Source organism: Mycobacterium sp. (assembly GCF_965230835.1).
GTDB lineage: Bacteria > Actinomycetota > Actinomycetes > Mycobacteriales > Mycobacteriaceae > Mycobacterium.
This window is the reverse complement of the sequence record NZ_CBDDLW010000002.1, coordinates 2,564,161-2,575,867: the sequence shown is the minus strand read 5'-3', so window position 1 is coordinate 2,575,867 and position 11,707 is coordinate 2,564,161. Positions and strand designations below refer to the sequence as shown.

Below are 11,707 nucleotides of genomic sequence, written 5' to 3'. Positions count from 1 at the left end.
GTCTCGATCAACCATGGCGGAGCTGTAGGTAACTGCGGCGCCGGGCCTGGGATCAGGCCGCCCAGCGGGCTCGCTGCGGCGCCCACATCCGATACGCGCGCCCGCCCCAGGATCCGTCACCGCCGAAGCCACGCTGCGGCTCAACCCCACCCCACCAGCGTCGCTGGCGCCGGCCCCGAGCGCCGGGCTGGCCCAAAAACTGCAGCAAAATTTCCGCCACGGTTTAGTTACTTTCTCAAGCGGCAAAGGGTAAAAATTAAGGTATGAGCAGCAAACCAACTGGCTCAACCCACCAGCCTTCCGGCGCGACCCCGCCACCAGCCCGAGTTCCCGGTTCGACCTCCAAAGCCCCGGCGGTCACGTTCACTCGCGCCGGCGCTCTGTGGTCAGCCGTGATCATCGGCTTCCTGATCCTCATGGTGTTGCTGATTTTCATTGCCCAGAACACCGAGTCGACACCTTTCACGTTCTTCGGCTGGCATTGGAGCCTTCCGTTGGGGGTGGCGATCTTGCTGGCCGCGGTAGGCGGCGGGTTGGTCACCGTGTTCGCAGCCACGGCGCGAATACTGCAGCTGCGCCGTGCCGCCAAGAAAAGCTGAGGAGCCGCAAAACACAACCCGCTCGAGGCTACGAAGTCGGCTTGGAGATCTCCGCCAGCCCCCGGGCGATCAACGGCGCGACAACATCGGGCAAGCCCGCTGACATGTCGTCTTTGCCGTCGGCTTGCTCAGCCATACGTCTGCGGAAGTCGATTCCGGCCGCAATGATGGCGAGCTTGAAATAGGCCAGCGCCATGTAGAACTCCCAATGCCCCAACGAAAGCCCGGAAACCAACGAATAGCGGTCTGCCAACTCATCAGCCGTTGGTAGCAGTGGAGAGGTCCAAGCCGCCTGCTCGTTTACGATCAGGTCTAGCGCCGGGTCGCGGTACACGCACATCAGCGCCGCGTCGCTCAGCGGGTCCCCAAGCGTGGACAACTCCCAGTCAACGACCGCGCAAACCCGCGTCGGATCGTCGACATCCAGGATGGTGTTGTCGATCCGGTAGTCACCATGCACGATCGACGTGCGACTCTGCTGCGGAACGCTTTGCTGCAGTGCTGCATGAAGTCGCGCAACATCGTTGTCGCGTCGGTCGTCGGGCAGGCGCACCAGATCCCACTGCGAACCCCACCGTCGCACCTGGCGCTCTAGGTAGCCGTCCGGCTTGCCGAAATCTCCCAGCCGCACAGCGCTGGGGTCGACGTGGTGCAAATCGACCAGAACCCGAATCAGCGCGTCAACGCAACCCTCGATGACGGCCCGACCGCCCAGAGAGTCGAGTTCGGCGCGACGACGCACGACCTGGCCCGCGACGAATTCCATGATCTGGAAGGGCGCACCCAGCACCGCTTCGTCCTCGCAAAGAGCTATCGCGCGTGCCACGGGAACCGCCGTATCCTGCAATGCGGCGACAACCTTGTACTCGCGGGCCATATCGTGCGCAGACGGCGTGAGCCCATGCAGTGGTGGGCGCCGCACCAACCAACTCGACGTGTCGTCGTAGACCCGGAACGTCAGATTGGAACGGCCACCGGAGATCAGCTCGCCGCCCAACTCGCCGTCTCGCCCGACACCGAGCGAACGCAGATACCCATCCAACGCGGCTAGGTCAAGGCCGTCGAGTCGGTAGTCCGATGTCACCGAACTTGTCTACCACCGCTGACCACCCTGCTCCGTGTCGGACTCGCCGAACCGAGAAGCCACCCGGTCACCATCGCTGATTGCGAGGTAGCAAATCCCATACGTGCTCGGTCGAGTTCACAGCCGCGACCGTTGCCTGACCAGACCGGGAGAATAACAGCCTGGTCACCGACGCATAGTCGAGCGGAAAAGACAGCAGCCGTGCGGTTCCCAGGATCTCGTGTAGCACCACGTTGATGACCCCGCCGTGGCTGAACACCGCAACCGTATCCACGGGGTCGGCGGCGGCAACGAGGTCGTTCACCGCCGCCCGAACACGCGCGCGAAAAGCGTCTTCGTCGATCGCGCTAGGCAGCTGGCCCTGTGCCATGCGCGCCCACTGCTGGGGGTCTTCCTGGCGAAGATGCTCGATGGGGATATACCGGGGAAGGTCACGATCGTATTCGGCAAACCTCTCGTCGATCTCGACAGCCAGCTCACCAGCGCTGGCGACAGATTCGGCAGTCTGAACAGCGCGGCGCTGCGGGCTGCTCAACACCCGCGAAATAGGAAATCTGGATAGCGCCTGAGGAAGGCGCGCGACCTGAGCCAAGCCGGCTTCCGACAAGTCCGGATCGGCCCCTTGGCCGTGTTCACTGCGCAGCGGTAGTGCATGCCGGACCAGAAGCAGCTGCATGTACGTTCCCTTCATGTGGCAGGTCTGCTGGGTGCCCAGTCGCTAAATCACTCAGCCAAGGATCACACGGAGGCTCCGGGCCGTTCCCCGGAGCGGCAGGAATGCTACTTTCTGCGCGGAGATCGGAGCGTACAGGCGATGGCTACTGCCGGCGAAGCCCTACGGGAAGACGGGTATCTGCGAGCGCTGGCCCGAAGCGATCCCCGCCGCGGCGAGTTCGCCGCACTGCGTGATGCGGACGGTCGACGGTGCAGTCTCAGGAGGCAGCCGCCGGTGAGCGCTGTCGTACACCTGCCGCTTCCTTCCCCGGCGCCTAGGAAAGGATTCGGAAAGGAATAGGAAAGGAATAGGAAGAGACCAGCAAAGCACTAGGAAAGGACGCTGAGATGGGTTATGCGGAAACGCTTTTCGACCTCTCCAACCGCGTGGTGCTGATCACCGGTGGCAGTCGGGGCCTGGGCCGGCAGATGGCGTTCGCCGCGGCCCGCTGTGGTGCGGACCTGGTGATCGCCAGCCGCAACATGGACAACTGTGCATCCACGGCCAACGAGATCGAAACGGAAACCGGGCGTTCTGCAATGGCCTATCAAGTGCATATGGGGCGCTGGGATCAGATCGATGGTTTGGTTGAGGCTGCCTACAACCGGTTCGGCCGGGTCGACGCGCTGGTCAACAACGCAGGCATGTCGCCGATCTACGACAAACTGACCAACGTGACCGAAAAGCTGTTCGACGCGGTAATCAACCTCAATCTCAAGGGCCCGTTCCGGCTGTCTGCGCTAGTGGGCGAACGGATGGTCGCCGCTGGCCGCGGTTCCATCATCAATGTGAGTTCCATCGGCTCGTGGCGGCCAACCCCCGACATCATTCCCTACGCCGCGGCCAAGGCCGGGCTCAACGCAATGACGGAAGGATTGGCCCAGGCATTCGGGCCAACGGTACGGGTCAACACACTGATGGCAGGACCGTTCTTGACCGACATCAGCAAGGCGTGGAATCTCGACCGGGCGGCAGCGAACCCATTCCAGCATCTCTGCTTGCGGCGCGCCGGCGACCCAACAGAGATCGTCGGCGCAGCATTGTTTCTGGCCTCTGACGCATCCAGTTTTACCACCGGTGCAATTCTGCGGGCTGACGGCGGGATGCCCTGAAAGATAGGAGTATTCGAATGCCTTGGGACTTCTCCACCGAACCAGAGTTCGAGAGGAAGCTCGAGTGGATCCGCGAGTTCGTACGCGAGGAGGTGGAACCGCTTGAAGTGCTGTTCCCCGGCTGCGAGTTCCTCCCGCTGAACGAAGAGCGGCGCCGGATCGTCGATCCGCTTAAACAACAGGTCCGCGACAATGCTTTGTGGGCACCGCATTTAGGCCCCGAGCTTGGCGGGCAGGGATTCGGCGCGGTCAAGCTCGCCCTGATCAACGAGATCCTCGGGCGCAGCCCCTGGGCACCCATCGTGTTCGGAACTCAGGCACCCGATACCGGGAACGCGGAAATCCTCGCCCGCTTCGGCTCCCAACAGCAGAAAGACCGCTACCTCGCGGCGTTGCTGTCCGGAGAGATCTTCTCTTGCTTCTCGATGACTGAGCCGCAAGGCGGCGCTGATCCGCGGGTCTTCACCACACGCACTGTCAGAGATGGCGACGATTGGGTAATTACTGGGCGAAAGTACTTCTCATCCAATGCATCCGTGGCCTCATTCTTTATTGTCGTGGCGATCACAGATCCCGATGTGTCCGTACACCGCGGCGCCTCCACGTTCCTGGTGGAAGCGGGCGCCGAAGGCTTGAGTGTCGAGGCTAATCACCACGTGGTGGGCGCCCTTCCGCACGAACCAGGGCATGCGCTGGTCCGTTACGACCAGGTCCGGGTGCCTTCGGATGCGCTGTTGGGCGAACCGGGTCAGGGGTTCCTGATCTTGCAAGCTCGGCTGGCCGGCGGGCGACTGCACCACGCGATGCGTTCGATCGGGATGGCACAGCGCGCAGTCGAGATGATGTCGCTTCGCGCGAAGAGCCGATTCACGCAAGGCAGCGTGTTAGCCGACAAACAGCTGGTGCAAGGCTTCATCGCGGATTCATACACCGAACTGATGCCTTTTCGGCTGGCGGTGTTGCACGCGGCCTGGCTGATCGACACGGCCGGTGAACACGCTGCCCGCGCCGAGATCGGCGCGTGCAAGATCCTGGCGTCGCAGGTGCTCAAATCAATTGGCCTTCGCGCGATCCAGGTACACGGGGCATTAGGAACAACCGACCAGCTACCGCTGGTTCGCGTCCTGCTTGGGGGCGTCGCGCTAGGAATCGCCGACGGCCCCACCGAGGCGCACAAGGCCAACCTGGCCCGGATGCTTCTCAAAAACTACGACGCAGAAGACCCGGAGTGGCCCAGCGAGTTGCTGGCTATCCGCCAAGAGGCGGCTCGCGCCAAATACTGCGACCTCGTCGATCGTGTTCCGGCACTACCCGATTAGCTATGAGCAGCCGGGCAGCCCGGGGGCAACACCGAACTCGGCGGTGTCACAACGACACGCTACGGCGTGACGATGTTGAAGTTCGGTTCCGGTTGATCAAGCACGTCTAGCAGCGCCTGCAGCGACGTCTCGTCGCCGGACACCTCCAGCCCGGCTGAGGTGAAGTCCCCCAACGCTGCGACCAGCAGACGAAGCTTGCTGTCCAACTTCACCGTCGCCGTCGCTGTCGCCGGATCAGCAGGAACTTTGCGATGAACAAGCACACCGTTGCGCAAAACCAGTCGGTAGTTCGTATCCGGGTCGCCACCGTGGCCAGCGAAAGTCACATCGAGGGCGATATCCAGACTCCAGCTGCGTGGACCGTTCACGCGAATAGCGAGGCTGTCGAAGATCTGCTCCGGCGTCAGTTGAGCAAGCAACGTTGGAGAGGTGGTTTGAACCGCGGTACCCATTGTGCCGTCACGCAATTCGGCGGCCCCGCACATGAAGAAGTTTCGCCAGGTCGCGTTTTCGGCACCATAGGCTAGCTGCTCTAACGTGTCGGCGTAGAGAGCGCGGGCGGCAGCGTGGTTAGCGTCAGTGAACACTGCGTGGTCGAGTAACGTAGCCGCCCAACGAAAGTCACCGGAATCGAAGGCTGCCTGGGCGACTTCGACGACGCGGTCGATCCCACCGATGGCGGCCACGTACCGCTGAGCAAGGGCTTCTGGCGGATGCGGCCACAGTCGAGCAGGATTGCCGTCGAACCAACCCATGTAGCGCTGGTAGACCGCTTTCACATTGTGGCTGACCGACCCGTAGTAGCCGCGGGTATGCCAAGCTCGCTCGAGCGCCGGCGGCATCTGGAACATTTCGGCGATCTCGACGCCTGTGTAACCGTGGTTAAGCAGGCGCAGCGTCTGGTCGTGCAGGTAAGCGTAAAGATCACGCTGCAGTGAGAGGAATTCGACGATGTGCCCACGTCCCCAGGTGGGCCAGTGATGCGAAGCGAACACCACCTCGGCGCGGTCGGCGAATGAGTCGATCGCCTCGGTGAGATAACCCGACCAGGCGTGCGGGTCGCGCACCAGCGCGCCACGCAAGGTCAACAAATTGTGCAGGTTGTGGGTCGCGTTCTCGGCCATGCACAACGCGCGGAATTGTGGGAAGTAAAAGTGCATCTCCGCCGGGGCTTCGGTACCGGGCGCCATCTGAAACTCAATTTCCACGCCGTCGATGGTGTGTTTTTCTCCGGTCGTCCGGATCTCAACCGTCGGGTCAACGATGGCAACCTCACCGGTCGAGGGTGTCTGACCGAGCCCACAGCCCACCTGGCCCCGCGGCCCGCGGGCAAGCAAGGTGCCATACATGAACGTCGCGCGCCGCGCCATCGCAGGACCCGCATAAACATTCTCCTGGACAGCGTGCTCGGTGAAACCTTCCGGCGCCAACACCGCTACCGTGCCGGCATCGACATCGGCCTGGCTGATGACACCCAAAACACCGCCGAAATGGTCGACGTGACTGTGGGTGTAGATCACTGCGACAACGGGTCGATCACCGCCCCGGTGGGTGCGATACAAATCCAGCGCCGCCGCAGCGACTTCAGTGGAAACCAAGGGATCGATGACGATGATTCCGGTATCGCCCTCAACGAAGCTGATGTTGGACAAGTCGAACCCACGTACCTGGTAAATACCACGCACCACCTCGTAGAGACCCTGTTTGGCGGTCAAAGTCGACTGCCGCCACAGGCTGGGATGCACCGACGTGGGCGCGGGGCCACCCAGGAACGAGTACGCGTCGTTATCCCAAACCACGCGACCATCGGCCGCCTTTATGACACATGGAGACAAGGCTGCAATGAATCCACGATCGGCATTCTCGAAATCCGTTGTTTCATCAAACGGTAGCGAGTGTTTGCCATGGGCCGACTCGATGATCGCGGTGGGAGATTTATGTTCCACCAGCATTACCTTGCCATTGATACGACGGCTCGCGGAAGGTCCCCGACGCATCAGTTGCACACCGAGAAATCGTCGAACTCTACAACAATTTCTCACGGATCCTAGATATTCGTTCCAGTAAACCCGCATACTGCGAGACGGTCCTCAATGCCGATGGACCGCTACGACTGCAAAGGAGCACAGGTGAAGCGTGGACTGACGGTCGCAGTAGCCGGAGTGGCGATTCTCGCCGCGGGTCTTGCCGGCTGTTCTAGCAACGACTCGACTACAAGCAGTAGCGACACCTCGAGCGCAGCTGCCACATCGGAAAGTTCCGGAGATGGCGCAGGCTCTGAGACGAAAGTCATCATCGACGGGCAGGACCAGAATGTGACCGGCTCGGTCGTGTGCACCACCGCGGCCGGCAATGTCAATATCGCGATCGGTGGCGCAGCCACCGGTATCGCCGCCGTTCTGACTGACGACGACCCTCCCGAGGTGAAATCAGTCGGGCTCGGCAACGTCAACGGCGTAACTCTCGGATACACGTCCGGTACCGACCAAGGCGATGCTTCCGCGACAAAAGACGGCAACACCTACAAGATCACCGGAACCGCTACCGGGGTCGACATGGCAAACCCGATGCAACCGGTGACCAAGCCGTTCGAAATCAGCGTGACCTGTTCCTGAATAGGCGACGATGCGGGCCTCAACGACCCGCTATTGCAGCACACCCGCAGCCACGAAGCGGTGCAGGAGCGCAGCGGGCGATAGAGCGTTACAACCCACACGCGGCCGGTTGCCCCGCGGGGCGTGGCAACCGAACCGTGAACTCTGTGCGGCCGGGTGAACTGTTCACCGTGATCGTCCCGTTGTGCGCCTTGACCACCGCGGACACGATCGCCAAACCCAGCCCGGTGCTGCCGCCTTTGCGGGAGCGCGAGGTGTCGCCACGGGCGAACCGCTCGAAAACCTCCGACTGCAGCGCTGCGGGAATACCGGGCCCGTTGTCGACGACGTGCAGCACGGCGTGCATCGGCTCGCTGGTCAGGCGCGTCGTCACGACAGTGCCAGCGCCGGTGTGGATGCGTGCGTTGGCGAGCAGGTTGACCAATACTTGGTGCAGCCGGGCCGCATCGCCAGGCACCATCACCGGTTCGGCGGGCAGGTCCAGCTCCCACTGGTGTTCCGGTCCGGCGACGTGTGCGTCGCTGACCGCATCAACCGCGAGCCGGGACAGGTCCACCGCTTCACTCTCCAGCGGCCGGCCGGAGTCCAGGCGAGCCAGCAGCAGCAGGTCCTCGACCAGATGCGTTATCCGCTCAGTCTCGGATGCGACGCGGCTCATCGCATGCGATACCGCCTCGGGGTCATCGCCAATCCGTTGGGTCAATTCTGTGTAGCCACGGATCGCAGCCAGCGGGGTACGTAGTTCGTGGCTGGCGTCGGCAACGAACTGGCGCACCCGCGTCTCGCTGGCCTGCCGCGTCGATAAAGCGGTCGCGATGTGATCAAGCATTCGGTTCAGCGCCGACCCCAGTTGTCCTACCTCGGTGTGCGGGTTTGCGTCAGACGCGTCCACCCGTACCGGCAGCTCGACCTCACCGTGGTCCAACGGCAGTTCGACAACCTCGCTCGCGGTTTGCGCAACGCGCCGCAGCGGGGCCAGCGCCCTCCTGATGATGACAACACCTGCGGTTGTCGCGGCGACCAGGGCAATCACGGTCACGATCCCGAAAATGACCAACATTTGCATCATGGTGGCGTCGACATTGGACATCGACAGTCCGGTCACGATCACGTCGTCACCGCGCCGGGCAGGGGCGGCGACAACTCGGTACCGGCCCAGGCCGTCAAGATCGACGGTCACTGGCGTGCGACTGCCGGAAATCCTGGCCAGCTGAGCCTGAGCACTGGCGGTCAGCGCAGCCCGAAGACCACTGCTCGTCAAGTAGCCCGCATCAGCGGTCGCGCCGTCGCGGACGACCGCCGCCACCATGCCAGCCGGCTGACCAGGGACATCGAGAAACCGCGGGCCGGGACCCGGGCTCAGTAGCCGATACATCCGGTGGCGATGGTGGTGAGGTCGGATCGGTTCGGGGTACATCAACGCCGACCGATGGGAGGTACCGCTGAGCTGTCCGTCTAGCTGCGCCATCAAGTGGCGGTAGAGCGCTACTTCAGTAGCCGCGGTAATCCCGATGCACACCACAGCGAGCACCACAACCTGCCCGACCAGAAGCCGTAGCCGAAGCGACCAGATGCGCCGAGGGCTAGCGGACGGGCTTGAGGACATACCCTGCCCCACGCAATGTGTGGATCATAGGTTCGCGACCGTTGTCGATCTTCTTGCGCAGGTACGAGATGTACAGCTCGACGATGTTGGACCGGCCGCCGAAGTCGTAGCTCCATACCCGGTCGAGAATCTGTGCCTTACTCAGCACCCGCTTGGAGTTGCGCATCATGAAACGCAACAGCTCGAACTCGGTGGAGGTCAGCACTACTGGCGCACCGGATCGAGTTACCTCGTGACTATCTTCGTCGAGAACCAAGTCTCCAACGACGAGCTGCGCACCGCTGTCCATAGTCGTCACACCAGTCCTGCGCAACAGCGCCCGCAGCCTCAGCACCACCTCTTCGATGCTGAACGGTTTGGTGACGTAGTCGTCGCCGCCAGCGGTCAGCCCGGCGATGCGGTCTTCCACCGCGTCCTTGGCCGTCAACAGCAGCACCGGCAGCCGCGGATTGTCTTCACGCAAGGTGTGCAACACATCGAGACCGCTCATATCGGGCAGCATTACGTCGAGCACAACGACGTCGGGTCGCTGGGCGCGGGCCGCGGCGATAGCCGACGATCCATCGCTGGCAGTGATGATGTTCCAGCCCTCGTACCGCAACGCCATTGACACCATTTCAGCCAGAACGGCTTCGTCGTCGACGACCAGTACGGTGATTGGTTCCCCGTCAGCACGACACATGACGACACGCTCAACCGGAGCTCGGTGGGCTGTCACGGGTTCCAGTATCCGCGCCCGAATAGGCCGACGCTATGCCTTACCTATGCGCAAACTGTGAAATCCGCGCAGCGCGACCCGCCGCTCAGCAACTGCGTTTTGAGCCGGAGTTAGAGCGGCTCGAAAACCCACGTCATCACAACCCATGCCGGCCACAGAACTGACTGCAGAAATCAACGGCGACTAGTTCCCTTGGGCGATGTATCCAAGGTTGGTTGGCAACATGAAACGAGGTTGCACAAAGCGGCATTGCGCGAACTCCGGATTGACACCGAAATGGTTCAACGGTTCGGACGACAACTAGCTACGCGGTAAATCAATCGCGCGCACTCCTCAGACACACGCGCGATGGCGAAATAGCGGTCGGCCTGGCTGGTGAATGTTGAGGCCTCGCGGTGGCATTCATCGCAAAACCCGTCGATCGCACGGCCGGACTGCTCGGCGGCGACCTCGGAGGCTTTTGAACGGATGGTATCGGCGCAGCTCAAAAGCTCGACAGCTTTACCGTGCTGCGCCTCAGCCGCGGTCTGAAAATTCTGCGGATCTGTATGGGGCCACACGCCGCCAACAATTGTTGCCGAGAATTGCCGGCTGGGCATCGACACCGGCGCACTGACCGCTACCACGTGACGCCGAGCCCATAACAGATATGCAGAGAACCACCGTACGCCGACAAGCTGTCGGCCCATATCTCTTTGTCGTATTTCTCCGGTGGGCCGGGTCGCGCATTCCACACATACAAGATCCGGTCGTCGATGAACCGCTGCAGCGTCCGTCTAAAGAGTGGGTTGGCATCCGGGTGCTGGTCGAGTATCGGCTGTATCCGGCCAACCCAATCCTCTGTGTCAGAGCGGTACTTTGGCAATGCAGCATCTCTCGCCGGGGTGCCAGGGTCACCGCGATTTCGCCAGGTATTTGATGTTCGGTCGTCCTTGGTCATGAGCGGGGCGATCGCGTTGCATAGGGCGCGGTCCGCAGCGCGGGTATCACCGGCAGATGTCGCGCTGGGCGAAGCCGGGGCCGGGGCTTGCGCCGGCCGGGTGACCAGGGCGATGATCCCCACTGCGAGTGCCGCCAGGGCCACCACGGCGGTGATCACCAAGCCCGCTGTCACGAGTCTATTTCCGCGCCGAGCCGGCAGAGCGTACTGCCAGCCGTAGCCAGGAGGGCCAGCCGGGGGCCCAGGAGGCCCCCCAGGAACCGTACCGGCGGCTGGCCCGTACGGAGTGCTCGCGGCACCCTCTCCAATTGTCATAGGACCAGGATAAAGGCCGCTATACACCACAGCATCCACGAATTGTTATCACCACACCTCTTTGACAGCGTGGGCAGTGCGCGTTTGATACTCCTGACTAGCGGGCGCGGTCAAAAAGATCGACGCTATTCATCTGCGGACCAAGCTGTTTCGTCGTCGGCGCTGTACGAAATTGTGCACTGCGACCCTGCTGTGGTGCGGTAGCGTCAAAAGGCCTCAGCGTGCTCCCACAACGGTGGGGCGGCAGAGCCCGGCCGATTTTCTCCCACGAGCCTCGGCCGGGCTTTTCTCTCTACCGCGGCATTTCGGTCAGGGGACGGTTCCGTGAACCGTTTGGGTGCTTCCCGATCCGGTGATCAGGAAGTCTTGGGCGTAGCCGGCGGCGTGGAGATCGTGTGCGGCATTGGAGATATTACGAGCGACATCCCACGGCATAGGGGTGGTCGTGGCGAAGTTGTACCAATCGTAGAGATCGTTGCGGTACGTCAAAACGTAGCTACCATCGGGATTCATCGCGATGGTGTAATTCCTGCCGTGGCGCAACGTGTTCGCTCACTTTGAGGTAGTCCCACTGCCATGCCGCGAAGCCCGGATCCGCCGACAACGACAACATCGGCCCACCACGTCGGTACGACTCGGTAAGCGACTCGAACCAAATCCGTAGCACCCGCGACTAGCGTTGCA

At 62.3% G+C, this 11,707-nt stretch carries 14 protein-coding genes; 4 read left to right on the top strand and 10 right to left on the bottom strand.

Annotated elements, in window-relative coordinates:
- Nucleotides 1-263: 263 nt before the first annotated feature.
- Nucleotides 264-599 (top strand): LapA family protein, encoded by a 336-nt coding sequence (locus ACO07W_RS12210; RefSeq protein ID WP_421843498.1) that lies wholly within the window; start codon nt 264-266, stop codon nt 597-599.
- A 28-nt stretch (nt 600-627) separates the two neighbouring features.
- On the opposite strand, the gene ACO07W_RS12205 is transcribed toward ACO07W_RS12210, so the two are convergent.
- The 3 genes from ACO07W_RS12205 to ACO07W_RS12195 all read right to left on the bottom strand — a co-directional run bounded on the left by ACO07W_RS12205 (nt 628) and on the right by ACO07W_RS12195 (nt 2,650).
- Complete coding sequence (locus ACO07W_RS12205) at nt 628-1,683, bottom strand: phosphotransferase family protein (RefSeq protein ID WP_421843496.1); 1,056 nt, start codon at nt 1,681-1,683, stop codon at nt 628-630.
- A gap of 67 nt (nt 1,684-1,750) precedes the next feature.
- A complete protein-coding gene (locus ACO07W_RS12200) occupies nt 1,751-2,359 on the bottom strand; it encodes a histidine phosphatase family protein (protein ID WP_421845956.1) in 609 nt (202 codons plus the stop codon).
- Nucleotides 2,360-2,518: 159 nt separating this feature from the next.
- Nucleotides 2,519-2,650: a hypothetical protein gene (locus tag ACO07W_RS12195; protein ID WP_421843494.1), complete on the bottom strand. Its 132-nt coding sequence runs from the start codon at nt 2,648-2,650 to the stop codon at nt 2,519-2,521.
- A gap of 95 nt (nt 2,651-2,745) precedes the next feature.
- On the opposite strand from ACO07W_RS12195, the gene ACO07W_RS12190 reads away from it, so the two are divergent.
- Together ACO07W_RS12190 and ACO07W_RS12185 are read left to right on the top strand one after the other, a co-directional pair.
- A complete protein-coding gene (locus tag ACO07W_RS12190) occupies nt 2,746-3,510 on the top strand; it encodes an SDR family NAD(P)-dependent oxidoreductase (RefSeq protein WP_421843492.1) in 765 nt (254 codons plus the stop codon).
- Between the two features lie 17 nt (nt 3,511-3,527).
- Nucleotides 3,528-4,829, top strand: a complete 1,302-nt coding sequence (locus ACO07W_RS12185) for an acyl-CoA dehydrogenase family protein (RefSeq protein ID WP_421843490.1) — start codon at nt 3,528-3,530, stop codon at nt 4,827-4,829.
- Nucleotides 4,830-4,888: 59 nt separating this feature from the next.
- Here ACO07W_RS12185 and ACO07W_RS12180 read toward each other — a convergent pair whose 3' ends face one another.
- A complete protein-coding gene (locus tag ACO07W_RS12180; RefSeq protein ID WP_421845955.1) occupies nt 4,889-6,781 on the bottom strand; it encodes an alkyl/aryl-sulfatase in 1,893 nt (630 codons plus the stop codon).
- 177 nt (nt 6,782-6,958) lie between these two features.
- Here ACO07W_RS12180 and ACO07W_RS12175 point away from each other — a divergent pair, with 177 nt between their 5' ends.
- Nucleotides 6,959-7,444, top strand: a complete 486-nt coding sequence (locus ACO07W_RS12175) for a lipoprotein LpqH (protein ID WP_421843488.1) — start codon at nt 6,959-6,961, stop codon at nt 7,442-7,444.
- Nucleotides 7,445-7,532: 88 nt separating this feature from the next.
- Here ACO07W_RS12175 and ACO07W_RS12170 read toward each other — a convergent pair whose 3' ends face one another.
- The 6 genes from ACO07W_RS12170 to ACO07W_RS12145 form a co-directional block, all read right to left on the bottom strand.
- Complete coding sequence (locus ACO07W_RS12170) at nt 7,533-9,050, bottom strand: sensor histidine kinase (protein WP_421843486.1); 1,518 nt, start codon at nt 9,048-9,050, stop codon at nt 7,533-7,535.
- The gene (locus ACO07W_RS12165) at nt 9,028-9,732 is read right to left on the bottom strand and encodes a response regulator transcription factor (RefSeq protein WP_421845954.1); all 705 of its coding nucleotides are present in this window, start codon (nt 9,730-9,732) and stop codon (nt 9,028-9,030) included. The genes ACO07W_RS12170 and ACO07W_RS12165 overlap by 23 nt, the downstream gene beginning before the upstream one ends.
- A gap of 317 nt (nt 9,733-10,049) precedes the next feature.
- Nucleotides 10,050-10,373 (bottom strand): hypothetical protein, encoded by a 324-nt coding sequence (locus ACO07W_RS12160; protein ID WP_421843484.1) that lies wholly within the window; start codon nt 10,371-10,373, stop codon nt 10,050-10,052.
- 14 nt (nt 10,374-10,387) lie between these two features.
- Nucleotides 10,388-11,023, bottom strand: a complete 636-nt coding sequence (locus tag ACO07W_RS12155) for a hypothetical protein (protein ID WP_421843482.1) — start codon at nt 11,021-11,023, stop codon at nt 10,388-10,390.
- A 309-nt stretch (nt 11,024-11,332) separates the two neighbouring features.
- Nucleotides 11,333-11,536 (bottom strand): hypothetical protein, encoded by a 204-nt coding sequence (locus ACO07W_RS12150; RefSeq protein ID WP_421843480.1) that lies wholly within the window; start codon nt 11,534-11,536, stop codon nt 11,333-11,335.
- Nucleotides 11,520-11,690 carry a hypothetical protein gene (locus ACO07W_RS12145; RefSeq protein ID WP_421843478.1) on the bottom strand — a complete coding sequence of 57 codons (171 nt, stop codon included), beginning with the start codon at nt 11,688-11,690 and terminating at the stop codon, nt 11,520-11,522. The genes ACO07W_RS12150 and ACO07W_RS12145 overlap by 17 nt, the downstream gene beginning before the upstream one ends.
- Nucleotides 11,691-11,707 lie beyond the last annotated feature (17 nt).